This is a genomic window from Allosphingosinicella deserti, from assembly GCF_003012735.1.
Lineage (GTDB): Bacteria > Pseudomonadota > Alphaproteobacteria > Sphingomonadales > Sphingomonadaceae > Allosphingosinicella > Allosphingosinicella deserti.
This window is the reverse complement of sequence record NZ_PXYI01000011.1, coordinates 101,899-119,155: the sequence shown is the minus strand read 5'-3', so window position 1 is coordinate 119,155 and position 17,257 is coordinate 101,899. Positions and strand designations below refer to the sequence as shown.

11 protein-coding genes are annotated in these 17,257 nt (G+C 65.9%); 2 read left to right on the top strand and 9 right to left on the bottom strand.

Translation table 11 applies throughout. From position 1 onward, the window contains the following. Positions 1-141: 141 nt before the first annotated feature. Positions 142-507 carry a hypothetical protein gene (locus tag C7I55_RS28335; protein ID WP_158266577.1) on the bottom strand — a complete coding sequence of 122 codons (366 nt, stop codon included), beginning with the start codon at positions 505-507 and terminating at the stop codon, positions 142-144. A 259-nt stretch (positions 508-766) separates the two neighbouring features. On the opposite strand from C7I55_RS28335, the gene C7I55_RS24585 reads away from it, so the two are divergent. Further along, a complete protein-coding gene (locus C7I55_RS24585; RefSeq protein WP_106515700.1) occupies positions 767-2,197 on the top strand; it encodes an MFS transporter in 1,431 nt (476 codons plus the stop codon). Between the two features lie 100 nt (positions 2,198-2,297). Next, positions 2,298-4,124 carry a methyl-accepting chemotaxis protein gene (locus C7I55_RS24580; protein WP_158266576.1) on the top strand — a complete coding sequence of 609 codons (1,827 nt, stop codon included), beginning with the start codon at positions 2,298-2,300 and terminating at the stop codon, positions 4,122-4,124. Positions 4,125-4,222: 98 nt separating this feature from the next. Here the strand turns inward: C7I55_RS24580 and C7I55_RS24575 are convergent, their stop codons facing one another. The 8 genes from C7I55_RS24575 to recN form a co-directional block, all read right to left on the bottom strand. After that, entirely contained in the window at positions 4,223-6,052 is a 1,830-nt protein-coding gene (locus C7I55_RS24575; RefSeq protein WP_233222399.1) for a family 43 glycosylhydrolase, read from the bottom strand. Between the two features lie 13 nt (positions 6,053-6,065). Then, positions 6,066-6,746 carry a DUF6445 family protein gene (locus C7I55_RS24570; RefSeq protein WP_106515698.1) on the bottom strand — a complete coding sequence of 227 codons (681 nt, stop codon included), beginning with the start codon at positions 6,744-6,746 and terminating at the stop codon, positions 6,066-6,068. A 79-nt stretch (positions 6,747-6,825) separates the two neighbouring features. Next, positions 6,826-9,786 (bottom strand): TonB-dependent receptor, encoded by a 2,961-nt coding sequence (locus C7I55_RS24565; RefSeq protein WP_106515697.1) that lies wholly within the window; start codon positions 9,784-9,786, stop codon positions 6,826-6,828. Positions 9,787-9,963: 177 nt separating this feature from the next. Further along, entirely contained in the window at positions 9,964-11,499 is a 1,536-nt protein-coding gene (locus C7I55_RS24560) for a tryptophan halogenase family protein (protein WP_106515696.1), read from the bottom strand. Between the two features lie 158 nt (positions 11,500-11,657). Continuing rightward, positions 11,658-12,545 (bottom strand): endonuclease/exonuclease/phosphatase family protein, encoded by an 888-nt coding sequence (locus C7I55_RS24555; RefSeq protein WP_233222398.1) that lies wholly within the window; start codon positions 12,543-12,545, stop codon positions 11,658-11,660. A 149-nt stretch (positions 12,546-12,694) separates the two neighbouring features. Beyond that, complete coding sequence (gene ligA, locus C7I55_RS24550; RefSeq protein ID WP_106515695.1) at positions 12,695-14,836, bottom strand: NAD-dependent DNA ligase LigA; 2,142 nt, start codon at positions 14,834-14,836, stop codon at positions 12,695-12,697. Positions 14,837-14,876: 40 nt separating this feature from the next. Then, positions 14,877-15,590, bottom strand: a complete 714-nt coding sequence (locus C7I55_RS24545; protein ID WP_106515694.1) for a dienelactone hydrolase family protein — start codon at positions 15,588-15,590, stop codon at positions 14,877-14,879. Then, complete coding sequence (gene recN, locus C7I55_RS24540) at positions 15,587-17,245, bottom strand: DNA repair protein RecN (RefSeq protein WP_106515693.1); 1,659 nt, start codon at positions 17,243-17,245, stop codon at positions 15,587-15,589. Before recN ends, C7I55_RS24545 begins: the two co-directional genes overlap by 4 nt. Between the last annotated feature and the right edge of the window lie 12 nt (positions 17,246-17,257).

Below are 17,257 nucleotides of genomic sequence, written 5' to 3'. Positions count from 1 at the left end.
CCCTCATGATCAATGATGGGCGGCGCAGAAAGGGCGCCGACGCCGCCAGAGACTGATACGTCGGGCGGAGGAGCCGACGCCTCCTGACGAGACGCCGCTCCCCCTATCCCCGTGGCCTCTAGAAGCCACGCGTGCCCTGGGTTACGAGGCCGTGTTGCCGGTGCCGGCCTGGGTGACGAGCGCGCTGTTGTCGCCCGAATATTGGCTCACCACTGCTGTGTGGCCGGCGCCGTTCTGGACGATCGTCGAGATCGCGTTCACCGACAGGCTGGTCTGCTTCACCGTCGCGGTTTCGCCGAAGGTCTGGGTGATCGTCGACCGGCCGTTCTCGCCGAGTTGAGTCACATAGGCGTCGCTCTGCTCGCCCTGCGAGATGCCCGAGGCATTTTCGGCACCATCCTGCCAGACGTCGGCCAGCGCGTTGCTCGCACCCTGGTTGATGTACGACGTGTTGCGCTCGCCGAGCTGGTCCACATAGGCGCTGTCGTTGTTGCCAAAGATGATCACCGCCGAGGCGCCATTGTCGCCGGACTGCCGACGGCCACGGTGTTGCTGCCGCCCGGCTGATCGCTGGGGAAACATCCGGCTAAATACCGATGACGTCTCAATTTCTTTGCTGTTCCGAAATTGACCAGGTGTCACCTCAAGATTGAAGCAACAGCTCCGCTCTGCCGGGCGGACGTGACCTCCCCGGCGGCATTGCCCCCCTCGACTCCAGGCCGTAACCTGGACCACAGCACGCAGGGCAATTCGAAGGAACCAGATCATGACTTCGGCGCTGCCCGCATCCTGCGATCGCGCGACCGCGCTTGCCGAGCCTGGTCGGAGCGCGAAGCACCCGCGGTGGACTCTGTTTGCGACGATCTGCGCCTCCAGCCTCGCCTTCATCGACGGTTCGGTGGTGAATGTCGCCTTGCCGTCGATCGGCGCCAGCCTCGGCGCGGATGCGGCCGAGCTCCAGTGGACGATCAACGCCTATCTGCTGCCGCTTTCGGCGCTGTTGCTGCTGGGCGGCGCGGCCGGCGACCATTTCGGCCGCAAGCGGCTGCTGATCGGCGGCACCGGCCTGTTCGCTTTGGCGTCGCTGCTCTGCGCCTTTGCCTCGAGCCTCGAGCTGCTGCTGGCTGCGCGGGCCTTGCAGGGAATCGGCGCGGCGATGCTGATGCCGAACAGCCTGGCGATCCTCGGCAACGCGTTCGACGGCGAGGCGAAGGGCAAGGCGATCGGCACCTGGGCGTCGGCGGGGGCGATCGCCAGTGCGATCGGTCCGCCGCTCGGCGGCTGGCTGGTCGAGACGATCGGCTGGCAGGCGATCTTCTACCTCAACCTGCCGGTGGCGGCGGCGGCGATGCTGATCGCCTGGCGGTTCGTGGCCGATAGCGGCGAAGGCAAGCAGGCGCTCGACTGGGCCGGCGCGGCGCTCGCCACATTGGGCCTCGGCGCGCTCACCTGGGCGCTGACCTTGTGGTCGAGCCGCGACACCGCCTCGGCCGCAGTCTGGATCGGCGCGGCTTCAGGCGTGGCGCTGCTCGCAGCCTTCCTGCTGGTCGAGCACCGCAAGGGCGAACGGGCGATGATGCCGCTCAGCCTGTTTGGCTCCCGCCCGTTTGTCGGCCTGACCCTGCTCACCTTCCTGCTCTACGGCGCGCTCGGCGGTCTCATCGTCCTGCTGCCTTATGTGCTGATCGTCGGCGGCGGTTATTCGCCCCTGCAGGCGGGCCTGGCCCTGCTTCCCTTCTCGATCGTGATCGGATCGGCGTCGCGGCTGATGGGCGGCCTCACCGAGCGGATCGGCCCGCGCATCCCGCTCGGAGTCGGCCCGGTCGTGACCGGGATCGGCTTCGCTCTGCTGCTGCGCGTCGATCCGACGGGAAGCTATTGGACGAGCGTGCTCCCGGGAATCCTGATCATAGCCCTTGGCATGGCGGGCGCCGTCGCTCCGCTGACCACGGCCGTCCTGTCATCGGTCGACGGCGCGCACACCGGGACCGCATCGGGCTTCAACAGCGCGATCGCGCGGACTGGCGGCCTGGTCGCCACCGCCCTCGCCGGCGCCGTCATCGCACAGACCGGAGCCGCGTTGACCAGCGCCTTCCACGCGGCGGCGGCGATCGGCGCGGCGCTCGCGATGCTCGCCGGAATTGCCGCCTTCCTCACCCTCGATGGCGGTCAAGTCGAGGCGCCCGCTCGAACCTGAGCCACGGCGAGCCACGAGATTTAACCCAGGTAAATCCCCCCGTGCGCCGCGCACGTCCTATGATGCCGTATTAATACGTGGGCGTGCAGGGGCGCAAAGCATGACGATCAAACATCTCGTTCGCTTGGGGGGCGGCGCTCTGGTGTCCCTGCTGGCGCTGGGTCTGCTCGCCGCGTGGTGGAACATCGACACGATCCGAATGGGCGGTCCGATCCAGGGCAAGAACCAGGAAACGTCCGACCTGGTCGCCGACATCCTGCCGCCGCCGAAATTCATCATCGAAAGCTACCTGGAAGCGACCCGCCTGCGCGAGAACCCGCAGGAATTCGCGGCCCGCTCGGCACGCCTCGCCAAGTTGCAGGAGGAATATGGGACCCGCCATGCTTACTGGCAGACTTCGGCGCTCGATGCGCACGTGCGGGCGCCGATCCTCGAAGGGTCGCACGTCCCCGCGGAGGTCTTCTGGACGGAATTGAACGGCCGCTTCCTGCCCGCGATCCGCTCCGGCGACCGCGCCGCCTCGGAGGCAAGCTATGCCCGCCTCTCCGCGGCGTATGACGAGCATCGCGCCCGGATCGACGAGGCGGTCGCCACCGCGACCCGCTTCCAGGGCGAGCTCCGCGAGCATTCGGCGACCGACGTAAGCCGGGCTTTGTTCATCCTCGGCGCCGTTGCCCTGATCATCCTGCTTTCGGTGCTCGGCTTCTGCTGGACCATGCTGCGCAAGGTGGTGACACCGCTCGCCGGCGCGGCGCAGACGATGCGATCCATGTCCTCGGGCGATCTTGCGGTGCAAGTCACGGGCGCGCAGCGCACCGATGAGATCGGCGACGTCGCCCGCGCGCTGATCGCCTTTCGCGATGCGGGTGCCGAGAAAGTACGGCTTGAGGACGCGACCAGGCGCCAGCAGGCCGAACTGCACGAGGTTGTCACGATCCTCGGCAACGCTCTCCAGAGCCTGTCGCAGGGCGATCTCAGCCAGCCCATCGATCGTGCCTTCCCCGCCGACTGCGAGCCGCTCCGGCGCGACTTCAACGATGCCCTGGCGAGCCTCGCCGGCCTGATCAGCACAGTCGCGGCAAGCGCCGCCGGAATCGGCGTCGGCGCCACCGAAATCGCCGATGCGTCGGAAGACCTGTCGCGCCGGACGGCCGATACCGCCGCCAATCTCGAGGAAACCGCCACGGCGCTCGGCGGCATCGACGCCCGGCTGAAGGGCACGGCCCGATCCGCCGCCGAGACGGTCAAGCGCGCGGACGAGGCTGCCGCCAGCCTCGCCGCTGGGCGCGCCCTTGCCGGGGAAGCGGTGCAGGCGATGGCGGCGGTCAGCGACAGCGCGGCCAATATCGACTCGGTCATCGGAGGGCTCGACAAGATCGCGTTCCAAACCAGGGTGCTGGCGATGAACGCCACCGTGGAGGCCGCCCGTGCGGGCGAGGCCGGCCGCGGCTTCGCGGTCGTCGCCGACCTCGTCAGCGCGCTTGCGATGCGCTCCGAGGAGGAAGCGAGAAGCGCCCGGCAGCAGCTCGCGGCGACACAGGAGGGGATCAGCACCAGCGTCCGCGTCGTGCGTCAGGTTGGTGACGCGCTCGACGGCATCGCCCGCGACGTCGCCTCGGTGCACGGCCTGATCGGCAGCGTGTCCACCGACAACCAGGCGCAATCGGCCGCGATCAGCCAGGTCAGCGCCGCCGTGGCGCGGATGGACGAGGCGACCCGCCAGAACGCCTCGCGAGTCGAGCGCACGTCGGCCTCGGCGCGCAGCCTGACCGAGGAAGTCGAAGCGCTCAGCGCCGAAGCCGGACGCTTCCGCACCGGCACGGCCGCGGGCGCTCCCAAATCCTTCCGTCCGGCGGCCCCGCAAGCGCCGCGCATCGGCGCTGCCGCCTACCTCGCCGCGCTGCAGAAGAGTCTCGACCAGAGCTGACGGAGCCGGCGCTTGTGCCCGTTACTGTCCCCCATTACTCTCCCAGCGCTCAGGACGAGGTGATCTGCCGCGGGCTTATGCCGAACGGACCGATGCGTTCAGGGCAGCGGAACGATTGGGCTTAGTCTCGATACGCCGGTTTCGTTGAACGCTTCGACGGCGACATGGTAGCCGACGCCCACGTTCAGGGCACGTATGTCCTTTTGCAGGCGCGCCCCTTCCCCCAGATCATCGGCAAAGAGTTGATAGGTGAGGGTCAGTCTGTCGGGACGGAGTCCCCAGCGAATATTGTAGCCGACAGCGCCTTTCACCCGCTTCCAGGAAATTGTCGCATCACGCGAGTCTGCCGAGCGCAGCGCCCCCACGCCGGCGGGTGCTGCTGGCGCCTTCCCGTCTGCCGTACCGAACACGCGCAGATCGCTGATCGCCAGGTGGGCGCCGCCGATATGGCGATGGACGAAGCGTACGAACCGGGTTCGCACCGGCCTCTCCAGCTCGAGATAGGCATTGGGGCGGTCGCGACGCTCGGCGCTGGTGTCGGCAAGCTTCAGCCAGCTTCGCCCGTCCGCAGAATGCTCGAGGACGAATTCGGTGTAGATGTCAGCAGCGTCGGCAAAGCGGCCAGATTTGTAATCGGCGAAATTGACCTGCACGGCGCGGACACTCTTCTGAGCGCCGAGATCAACCGTCAGACTCTGTCCGGGGCTCGTGTCCGTCGCGACCCAGAACGTCCGCGGATTGTCGTCGGTGGTGCGATCCGCGGTGAATTCGCCCAGGGTCGACGAGGCGGTGGCCGCCTTTCGGTAGGACAGGAGCATCCAGCCGGTGAACAGGCGTTCGGGATCGGCGACTTTGCTCGTTGGGGCGTAATGCGGGAAATCGCCGAAACGGGTGGAAACGGCCATCTGTCCATCGGCGTGGAATTTCGCCGGATAGAGGGCGATCCGCCGCTCCATGCCCCAATTGTAGCCGATCCAGCTCGTCCCGGAATTCCACCAATTGCCATGGCGGTCCTCGAACGTCGAACCGTGGCCGACCCCCTCTGCAAAACCGCCGGGCCGGTAGGCGACGGGGTTGTAGGGCGCGTAGTTGAACGGCCCGAGCGGATGGTCGGAGAGGTAGGTGCCGTTGGCGTAGGCGTTAAACTCCGAGCCGGGTGCGCCATATTGAAGATAGTAGCGGCCCGCTACCTTGGTCATCCATGCGCCCTCCATATAGGAAAGGCTCGGCCGATTCGGCGCCCAGCATGCGCAATGGTCCTCGCCAAAGCGCTCCCACCCGTGCCGCGCTGGATCCATGTTCAGCATCGGCTTGGGCTTGCTTTGATAAACGAGCTTTCCATCTTCGAATGCGATCCTGCTGCCATACAGCGGGAACGTGTTGGACGAGCCCCAGTACAGATACCATTGGCCGTCATCGTCCTTGAACAATGCTGGATCCCACGGCCCCGGCGGGATTTCGCCCGCCTTCATCTCCTCCGGCTCCTTCTGCACCGCGCCCGGCAGCGGCGGCATCCGACGAACCAGGAAATCGAGCTTGCCAGTCTCGGGTGCCGTGGTTGCGAGGATCGATTCCGGCTCCATCATCGAAGGCTGAAGGACAATCCGCTCGCCGTCCGACCAGGCGGCCGGCGCCACGACGCTGTCGAAAGGCCAGCGGCTGGGCGTGATGAACGTCCAGTCGATGAGATCGGTCGAACGCCAGTAACCATCGGCCAGGGTCTGGAACAGATAGTAAGCGTCCTTGTGGCGCACGATCGCGGGATCGGCGCCGGTACGATATGAAACGTCCTCGTTCCGCTGCTCGAAATTGTAGCGGTAATCGATGTCGATCGGATTGGCATAAGTTCGCTTCGCCGTCTCGGCTGCGACGACGGGACACGCAACGACGGCGGCAACGAGGGGGATCGATCGGACGAGCAAACGCAACACGGGGACCCTTTCAATGAGCACGGACGAAGAGATTGGCCGTCAGGCGGCCGGCACGAGGATCCGGACTGAACGCCATGCCATCCGGCACGATGCCCGAGTGGAGCAGGCTGCCTTGATAGATGATCAGCCGGTCCGGAACCGCGTCCACGGCACCGATCCGCTCGTAGAAGGCATTCGAGCCGAGGACGTAACCAGGGTCGAACGACAGGCTTTCCTGCTTCGCCGCCGCCACATAGGAGTCCATCGTGGCGCGGGTGACCCGCTCGATCCCGGATCGGCGGTGGCGGTAGAAGGCGGTGCCACTGTTCGGCGTCGCGCTTAGATAATGCAGTATTGCAAGGTAATTGGGATCGGCGGAATCGAAATGCGGCGCGCGCTGGACCGGGGCGAGCGCGCCCGGCGGCGTCGTAATCAATGAGAAGCTTGCTTCGATGAGGTCGAAGGCGTCGACGCCGAAGCCGCCGCCGATATAGGGTGCCGCCGCGTCGAGCAGCCGGTCGACATAGGCCTGCGCCGCGACATCGGCTGGCGTGATGATCCGGCGCACGCCGGGATAGGGAATACGCGGCGGCCGCGGAAAGGGTGCCAGCGCGGCGGCAAGATCGACGGTCGCCGGGACGTCGCCCGCGACACCGTCGAGAATGACGACGGGGCTCCTCGATGTTCCGATGAAGATCCGCTGCGCCTTCACCCTGCCCTCGCGAAAAAAACGGGAAGAGAAGCCTGGCAACTTCCCTTCCCCAGTCGATCGTCGGGGAGATCCGACGAAATCAGAAGCTGTACTTGAGGCCGGCCTGGAAGGTGCGAGCGTTTCCGACGACGCCATTTTCCTCGAACGTCGGCTCAAGGCCACTGCCGGCGCCCCAGGCGGAGTAGGCGCGGTTGACCCAGTCGAAGAGGTTGTAGACCTGGAAGTCGGCGGTAACCTCGTGGCCCCAAGGCGTGCGGAAGGTCTTGGCAACGCGCATGTCGAGCGATTTGTAGGCAATGTCCTTCTTGGGATAGAAGACGCCGCCGCCGTTGAAGACGATCCCGTCCGGATAGAAGCGGACGTTGCCGAACGCCGGGCCGGAGGCAAGAGTCACTGTCCCTGAAAGACGGAAGTCCCAAGGCAGATTGACGATGCCGGTCCCGACGAAGCGATATTTGTCGACGCCCTGAACATCCTGCCAGCCGAACTGGGTCATGTCAGGACCGGCGAAGAACTCGTCTCCATTGAGTTCGGTGCCGACGTTGCTGCGCGGATTCTGCAGTGTCAGGGTCGCGCTGGCGCCCCATCCGCTCTCGCGCGTGAACGGCTTGTCTGCCTGTGCATAGAAGCCCCAATAGCGTGCTTCGCCGTCGTTCGAACCGATGTTGAGCTTGCCGCGGAAGCCCGGCAATTGGCCTGCATCCGGGAAATTGTCGACGATGACGTATTCGCCCGTCGCGCTCGTCGTCGGGAAGCTGCCGTCCGGAAGGCGGTTCCCCCGCACGAACTTGAAGATGTTGTGCGACCGGATGTGCGACACCGCGAGCGACGTGTTCCAGTCGCCGAACCGCTTGCGGATGCCGATGTTGAACTGGTCGGAATAGGGCAGCTTCGTCTTGTTGTTGAGCAGCCAGACTGATCCGCCGAAGCCTTGTGCGATCGCTGCCGTGCGCAAGCTTTCCACGTCGCGGTAGCTATCGCTCCACGGAATGCAGCCCCCAGGGGCCGGCACCGTCTGTCCCGCACCATTGCAGAAGGTGATCGTGGAGATCGACTCGTAATTCGCCTTGATCGTCTCGATCCCGGCGGTGATGAACAGCGGCCGATCGAAATAGCGGCCGGCACCGGCGAACAGGACGATGTCCCGGTCGCCCTTCACGTCGTAAGAAACGCCGAGACGCGGCTGGAACGCCTTCCAGTAAGGCTTCCGGTTGTTTCCGGTCGAAATGTAGTCGTCGGGGTCGATCCCAGCAGCCTGCCAGCCGGGATAGGCGCGCAGGGCGTCGGCGATCCTTTGCGGCGTAACGAAATTCTCGTTCTTCGAGTTGGTTTCGTAATCCCAGCGGAGCCCCAGATTCACCGTCCAATGCTCGTCGGGCGTCCAGTCATCCTGGATGAACAGGCCGAATTGCGTGTTCTTGGCTGAGGCAGGGCGGACAGGCACGGTGGAGATCTGCGCCGCGAACGGGATCGTCGCATCGAAGCCGCCATAGGTGGCTGCGTTAAAATAATAGGCGCCGTTGCTCTGATTGTCTTCGGTGCGCTCATATTTGTTGAAGGTGAGCCGGACGCCCCCTTTCAGCACGTGATCGCCGCGATTGACCGTAACATAATCCTTGAGCGTCAGCGTCTTCTGCTCGTCATTCTGTGCGAAACCGGCGGTGCCGAGCTCGGCAGCCCGTGCGCCGATGACGGGGAGCGGCGCCAGAACGATCTCGGAGCCGGCGCCGGTGCGAACCGCGCCGTTGGAGACCGTGTTGTACGCGAATGTGAATTCGTTCAGCCAATTCTCGCCACGATGATCCCACTCGAGCTGGTAGACCTGAACGTTGCTGGTGATCAGGCGTCCGTGCTCCGGCACGCTGATCCCTTCGAAGTCGCGCAGGTTCTCCTCCTTGCGGACGAAGGCACTGGCGTCGATCGTGTCGTCCGGCGTGGCGAAGAGACTCAGCTTGCCGAAATAAAGGCGCTGGCTGAAGGTCTGCGGATAGCTGCCATTGAATTCGTCGCGGATCGACTGCGGGACCGGCGGACGCAGGTCGACGCTCTTCGATGGGTTGGTCTGCTCGGTCCCTTCGAAGGCGACGAAGAAGTGCAGCTTCTCCTTGATGATCGGCCCACCAAGATCGGCGCCGAATTGCCAGCGTTCGTAATCGGGTTTCGGATTGTAGCAGGTCTGGGAGGCATCGTCGGGACACGGAAAGCCCTGGTTGTTGGCCTCGCCGGGACGGTCGAAGAAGGGCCGGCCGATGAACGCCTTGGGTTGAAACTGGCCGAAGACGTCTCCGTGGAACTCGGTACCGCCAGTCTTGGTGACGGCCGTGATGATCGCCGAACCGGATTGCTCGTACTCTGCCTTGAAGTTCTGGGTATCGACCTTGAACTCCTGCACGGCAAGCTGCGGGAAAGGATTGCCCTGGGAGAAGTTTTGTCCGGCCACGCCGCCGTGATTGACAGGATTTTTGTAGCTCAGCCCATCGATGAAGACGTTGATATTGTCGCCGCTGATCGCACCCGCCTGGATTCGACGATCGCCGGACGATGGCGAAACGGTGACGCCTGGGGCCAGCGCAGCGAAGTTGAGAAAATTGCGGTCGTTTTGCGGAAGATTTTCGATCTGCACCTGGGAAACGTTGGTGCTGACGGTCGCGGTGCGGACCTCTGTTCGGTCCCGCCGTCCCTGGACAATGATCTCCTCGCCCGACTCTGCAGTCGGAGTGGGTGCCGGGGCCGCGTCGATCGTCACCGTCTGTCCAACGGGAACCGTCACGTTGCGGGTTTCGCCGCTGCCCTCCACCCGATAGGTGCTCGGCCGCAAACCGAAAATCACGAACGTTCCATCGGGGCCTACCGTGGCCGTCGTACTCCGCCCGGTCACGACATCGGTGACGGTTACGGTGGCTCCCGCCTGTGCGCCCTCGCCGCGAATTGAGCCGGCGGTCTGCGCATGCGCCGGGACTGCTGCAACCAGCGAAATCGCGAGGGCAGCGGCAGAGACACCGAAGCGGAACGCCGCACGTCGAGCGTTGAATTTGTTCACTTTACTCCTCCCCGTCCGCTTGCTGTAACCGGTTACAGACCGGTGCAAACTGTTACTTATCGCTATCGACGGCACAAAAGCCGCTTTGACCGGCGCTGTCAATTGGCCTCGTGGCGGCCTGCCCGCTGGGTCCTCGGCCTGTGTCTGCGAAGCCACGCAACCGCGTCTGAACACTCGTCAGGAGAGGTTCGCCGCGGGAGCACGGCACTGCCGAGCGATGAAATCGGAGTGTAGCGGCATGCGCTCGGCGACGTCGGCGATGACCTCCTCGATGTCGCGCAGGTAGCCGGTCACCTGTGCTTCGGGGATCATGTCGACCATCGGATCATAATGCATCGGGAGCCCCTGGCCGATCAGCACCTGAACCCAGCTTTCCTCTCGAAACAACTCCGCCTTGCCGTGCAGGAAGAAACGCGCGGAGGCCCGGAACAGGTCCAGCCGTTCGGCCAGGCTGTCGGGTATGTCCATGTGCTTCACATAGGCCCAGAAGGACGTGTCCTCGCGATCGGTGACCTTGTAATGGGCAATGATGAAATCGCGCACGTCGCGATATTCGAAGGCCGTCTGACGGTTATACTCGGCGATATCGGCGGGATTGAAGGCGCGGCCGGGGAACAGCGCGATCAGGCGCAGGATCGCAGTCTGGATGAGGTGGATGCTGGTCGATTCGAGCGGCTCCAGAAATCCCCCGGAAAGGCCGATCGCCACCACGTTCTTGTCCCATGAACGGTGGCGCATGCCCGGTCGGAAGCGCACCGGACGCGGATCGCCGATAGGCCTGCCGTCAAGATTGGCGAGCAGTGACTCGGCCGCCTCTTCGTCGCTGCCATGGTGACTCGAATAGACACGACCATTGCCGATGCGGTGCTGGAGCGGGATTCGCCATTGCCACCCGTTCGACCGCGCCGTCGATCGCGTATAGGGCGTCAGCACCGCCGCGCTTTCGCAGGGGACTGCCAGCGCCCGATCACATGGCAGCCAATGGTTCCAGTCTTCATAGCCCACGCCAAGCACATCGCCGATCAACAGGCCGCGAATGCCGGAGCAATCGATGAACAGGTCGCCGACGACGGCCCGGCCGTCGGCAAGGACGACGTGGTCCACGAAACCGTCTTCGGAACGCTGCTTCGCCGAGAGGATCCGACCCTCGATCCGCTCCACGCCGCGCGCTTCGCTCTGGCGACGCAGGAATGCGGCAAACAATGACGCGTCGAAGTGAAAGGCATAATCCAGGTCGGCGAGCGGTGAGCCGGGCTGGCGCGGATCCGGCGGGCAGTAGCGATTCTTGCGCGCCGCGAGGCAGTTCAACGCATAATGATCGAAATGCTTCACCTGCCCACGGGCTGCCATCTTGAGCCAGAGTTGATGGGGGTGCAGCCACAGCATATCCTGGCCGATCTTGCCGAAACCATGGATGTACGAGGTGCCGAGGTCCCGCCAGTCGACGAATTCGATACCAAGCTTGAACGTTGCCTGCGTCGCCTTGATCATCTCGACAGTGTCGATGCCGGCGAGTTGCAGATAGGTGCGGATCGCCGGGATCGTCGCCTCGCCGACGCCGATCGTTCCGATCTCATCGGATTCGATGAGTCGGATGTGATAGCCGCGTGTGAACAGCTTCGACAGCAAGGCTGCCGTCATCCACCCCGCAGTGCCGCCGCCGACGATGACGATGTCCCGCAGCGGCGTATTTGGACGGCCCGTGTCGCTCATCAGATCCCCTCTTGCGCGCTCGTCCGGCGCGGTTCAAACCGGTTACAGGGGGCGCTCAGGCTTGAGAAGTGCGGCTGTGCGGAAGATCGGGGTTCGAACTTCGGCATCTCCATGAGCGGGCTGAAGCGGCTGATCAGCGCCTGCGTCGCGCTTCGCTGCTACCAGTCGAAGTCCGCAATCACCGGAAAGTGATCCGAGGGATAACGACCGCCGCGCTGCACGTCATCGGTTCGCACCCGCAGCGGCGTGACGCCGCGGGCAAGGATCCAGTCGATGCGGCGGTCGGCTCTGCCGGTGAAGCCGTGGAAGGTCGCCTCGGGCCCGCTGACCGAGCGCGCTGCCGTGCGGACGTCGGCCAGCGCCCGCGTCAGCACTGTATGCGCGGCGCTCTCCGGCACCGTGTTGAAGTCGCCGGTCAGCACCACCGGCACTTCACCGGGCAATTTGGCAACGAACGCGGCAATCGCCTCCGCACCCTTGGTGCGGGCGCCCTCATCCTCCGCGCGGTACGGGAAGTGGGTATTGAGAAGATAGAAGCGGCGCCCGTCCGCTTTGCTCTCGAACAGCCCCCAGGTCACCATCCGCGGCAAGGGATGGCCCCAGCTGATGCTTCCGGGCATTGCCGGCGTGTCCGACAGCCAGAAATTGCCGAGCTCGATGATCCGCAGCCGGTCGCGCCGATAGAAGATCCCCATATATTCGTCGTCGCGCCCACCGCGGCGGTCGGTCCCGAACCAGGCATAATCGGGCAGGTGCGCCAGCAGATATTCGCCCTGGATCCGCTTCAGCTCCTGCGTGCCGAGAACGTCCGGACGTGCCTTGGCGACGACGTCGACGAGGAAATCCTTGCGGTGCGGCCAGGCATCGAGCCCATCCTGCTCCACAGGCACGCGGACGTTGAAACTCATGATGCGGAGAGGCGCGGCTTCGCTCATCGAGGGCAACGCCGCTGCCAGGAAGAGCGGCAGAGCCCAGACGCCCAATCGGTGGCGCACGAAGCGTGCGATAATGCGGCCATGTCCGGTTTGCGTGTTTGCTGCTGCCATCAGGAGGCTCTTTCCTTCAACAAGCGGGCGCTACAAACGGCCGCCGCTTCACTCAACTCGCCAACTCTTTGCTCGCATAGTGCCGCTTGCAAATCCGCCCCTTCGGCATAGGTGAACGCGCCTCGCCGTCGCCGCGCGCTGCCCGGAGCTCACCCTGCTTCCGCGACGATCTTGTTCCAGCCGGCTTCGTCGATCACCTCGATCCCCAGTTCCTGCGCCTTCTTGAGCTTGGAACCCGCGCCGGGGCCGGCGATCAGCAAATCGGTCTTGGCGGAGACCGAGCCCGATACCTTGGCGCCGAGCCTCTCCGCCTGCGCCTTGGCCTCGTCGCGCGAGAGGGTTTCCAGGCTGCCGGTGAATACCAGGGTTTTTCCGGAGACGGGGCTCTCCTGCGTCTGCCAGACGAGGTTGCTCGGCTTCACCCCGGCGGCGAGGAGATCGTCGACGACCTCGCGATTATGCGGTTCGTCGAAGAAGTCGATCAGCGCCCCTGCGACCTCGCCGCCGACGCCGGGCGTCTCGATCACCGCTGCCGCCGCCGAGTCGCGGCGCTGGCGGAATTTCTCGTCGCTTTCACCGAGCGCCTGAACGATCTCGGCGCGCGCTGTGCGGGCCCGCTCGATCATCTCGCGGAACGCCTCGAACGACCCGTAGCGGCGGGCGAGATCGCGGGCGGTGACTTCGCCGACATGACGGATTCCGAGCGCGAACAGGAACCGGTCGAGCGGCGGCGAGCGCCGTTCGTCGATCGCGGCGAGGAGATTGTCGACCTTGGTCTGCGCCCAACGCTCGCGCGACAGCAGGATTTCCTTTTTCTCGTGCAGCCGGAAGATGTCGGCCGGCGACGCGACGATTCCGTCCCGGAAGAAGTCCTCGATATTGGTGATCCCAAGGCCGGTGATGTCGAGCGCGTGGCGGGAAGCGAAATGGCGGAGGCGCTCGACCCGCTGGGCCGGGCAAACCAGTCCGCCGGTGCAGCGTATGTCGACCTCGCCCTCCTCGCGCACCGCTTCCGATCGGCATTCGGGGCAATGGTCGGGGAAGACATAGGCGTCGCGCACGGCGTCGGCCGTCAGATTCTGCAGCACCTGCGGGATCACGTCGCCGGCGCGCTGGATCAGCACCCGGTCGCCGGGCCGCACGCCCAGACGGGCAATCTCGTCGGCATTGTGCAGCGTCGCATTGGTGACGGTGACCCCGCCGACGGTCACCGGCGTGAGCCGCGCCACCGGGGTCAGCTTGCCGGTGCGGCCGACCTGGATGTCGATTGCCTCCAGCGTGGTCTCGGCGCGCTCGGCGGGGAATTTGTGCGCGATCGCCCAGCGCGGCGCCCGCGCCACCTGACCGAGGCGCCGCTGCAGCTCGAGATCGTCGACCTTGTAGACGACGCCGTCGATGTCGAACGGCAAGTCCGCACGCGCGGTCTCGATCGCACGGTAATGGACGAGCAGCCCATCGAAATCGGCGAAGCGCTTGAGATCCTCCGAAACCGGCAGGCCCCAACGGGCGATCGCGTGCATAACGCCGAGCTGGGTGTCCGCCGGCAGCCCGGAGACCTCGCCCCAGCCGTGGGCCAGAAAGCGCAGCGGGCGAGAAGCGGTCACCGAAGCGTCGATCTGGCGCAACGAGCCGGCGGCGGCATTGCGGGGATTGGCGAACTGGCGATATTTCAGCTCGCCCTCGTGGTCCGGCCCTGCCTTGGCCTCGGCTTCCGCCTTGAGCCGGGCGTTCAGCGCCGCGAAGTCCGCCTTCGACATGTAGACCTCGCCACGCACCTCGAACACGTCCGGCACGTCCCCCTTCAAGCGCTCGGGAATGTCGGCGATCGTGCGGACATTCTGCGTGACGTCCTCCCCCTGCGCTCCGTCGCCGCGGGTGGCGGCGAGCTTCAGCACGCCCTGTTCGTAGCGCAACGAGCAGGACAGTCCGTCGATCTTGGGCTCGGCGGTCAGCGTAACCTCGGCGGTGTCGGCAAGCTTCAGGAAGCGGCGAACGCGGGCAAGAAAATCCTCGACGTCCTCCGCGGCGAAGGCATTGTCGAGGCTGAGCATCGGCAAGGCGTGCGGCACCTTGCGCAGCGGGCCGCCCGGCGCAGCGCCGACCTGCCGCGACGGGCTGTCCTCGCGCACTAACTGGGGGAATTCCGCCTCCAGCGCCGCGTTGCGCCGCACCAGCGCATCATAATCCGCATCGCTGATCTCGGGCGCGTCGTCGGCGTGATACAGGCGGTTGTGGTGCGCGATCTCGCGGGCGAGACGCTCGAGTTCGGCGGCGGCTTCGGCTTCGGTCATGCCGCTCGCTTAACAAGAAGCGGCGTCACGCCCAAGGGGTTCAGGCGAAGCATTCCTCGAGGAACAGCAGCAGATTCGCCCACGAACGGCGATCCGCCGCCGCGTCGTAGAGCACCCCGTTCTCCGGCGCCGCCGCCTTGGGGTTGGTGAAGCCGTGCATGACGCCGCCATAAGCATGGATCTGCCAGTCGGCGCCGGCGGCGCTGAGCTCCGCGCCGAGGGCGGTGACCGCGGCCGGCGGCACCATGGGATCGTCCCAGCCATGATAGGCGACGACCTTAGCCGCGACCCTGGTGCCCTCGCGATTGCCGGGCGCGCCGAACAGGCCGTGGAAGCTGGCAACGCCCGCAAGCTCGGCGTCGGTGCGGGCGAGATCGAGGACGCAGAGGCCGCCGAAGCAGTAACCGATCGCGACGATCCGCGCCGCATCGACCTCGGGCAATGCACGCACTGTGTCGAGCATGGTCAGCAAACGATCCTGCAGCCGTGCGCGATCGTCGAGGAACGGCTGCATGAGCGCCGCACATTCGTCGCGGGTGCTGCCGAGCACCCCCTTGCCGTAGAGATCGGCGGCAAAGGCGTTGTAGCCGAGTTCGGCAAGCCGCGCCGCCACCTTTTCCTCGTTCGGCCCGCGCCCGACGAAGGTGTGGACGACAATAACGGTGGGCCGCGGCCCCGCCTCCGGATCGAACACCAAAATGCCTTCCAGCGCGTCGCCGTCGTGGCTGTAGTCGATTGTTCGTTTCTCGATCATGCGGCTTCCAGCAATCGCACCGCCTGCGCGCGGGCTTCGTCCGTGACTTCGGCGCCGGAGAGCATGCGGGCGATCTCCTCGCGCCGGCGACCCTCGTCGAGCAGATGGACGCTCGTCCGTGTAACGAGGCCGTGGCTCTTCTCGATGAAGAAATGGCGGCTGCCGCGGGCGGCGACCTGCGGGCTGTGGGTGACGACGAGCAATTGCGCGGTCGACGACAGCCGGTGGAGGCGCTCGCCGATCGCGCTCGCCACGGCGCCGCCGACGCCGCGATCGATCTCGTCGAAGATCATGGTGCCGGCGCCGCCCTGCTCGGCGAGCGCGACCTTGAGCGCGAGGATGAAACGCGACAATTCGCCGCCGCTGGCGATCTTGGTCAGCGGCGCGAACGGCGCGCCTGGATTGGTCGACACTTCGAACTCGACCCGATCGCGGCCGCGCGGGCCCCATTGTCCCTCGGGCAGCGCCTCGACGATCGTGCGGAACTGGGCGGCATCGAGCTTCAGCGGCGCCAGCTCGCGCGCGACCGCGGAATCGAGCCGCTTCGCGGCGGCCGCGCGCAGGGCGGACAGGCGCTGGCTCGCATCCTCGTAGGCCGCGCGGCCGTCGCTGACCGAGCGTTCGAGGATCGCCAGGCTGCGGGTCCCGGCTTCGAGCGCCGCGAGCTTGGCGCCGAGCTCCTGCGCCAGCGCCGGCAGCGCATCGGGCTCGACCCGGTGCTTGCGGGCGACGGCGCGGATCTCGAAAAGGCGCGCTTCCGCTTCCTCCAGCCGGGCAGGATCGTAAGCGAGCGCATCGGCGGCTTCGGCAAGACGGTCCTCGGCATCGGAGGCTTCGATCAGAGCACGGTCGAGCGCCGACAGCGCCTCGCCGAGCTTGTCATGCTGGTCGCCGATCCGCTCGAGCCGGCGCGCTGCCTGGCGGAGCAGCGACAGCCCGCCTTCCGACCCGTCGAGATACTGGCCGACCGCCGCGATGTCTTCGGCGAGGCGCGCACCCTTCTGCATATTGGCGCGCAGTTCCGCGAGTTCCTCCTCCTCGCCCTGCTGCGGAGCGAGCTTGCCGAGCTCGGCGGCGGCATGTTCGAGATATTCGCGGTCGCGTGTTGCCGCCTCCAGCTCCTCCCGCGCCCGCGCCAGCGCCGCATTGGCCTCGCCCCACACCCGGAACAGGCGCTCGGTTTCCCGGGTGTCGATGCCACCGAACGTGTCGAGCAGGGCGCGGTGTCCGCGGGCGTTGAGCAGGCCGCGATCGTCATGCTGGCCGTGGATCTCGACCAGCATTGCTCCTAGCTCGCGCAGCAGGGCGACCGAGGCCGACTGATCGTTGATCAGCGCGCGGCTCCCGCCGTCGGCCTTGACGATGCGGCGGATCACCAGCGGCTCGCCGGGCTCGCCGTCGAGCCCGTTCTCGCGCAGCAGCGCAAGCGCCATATGGTCCGCCGGTAAGTCGAAGCTGACGCTGACCACCGCCTGCGCCTGGCCGCTGCGCACCAGACCACTGTCGGCACGCGCACCGAGCGCGAGACCCAGGGAGTCGAGCAGGATCGATTTGCCGGCACCGGTCTCGCCGGTGAGGACGCCGAGCCCCGGCCCGAATTCGAGATCCAAGCTCTCGATCAGGACGACGTCGCGGATGGAAAGCCCGGTCAGCATGCGCCGGACTCT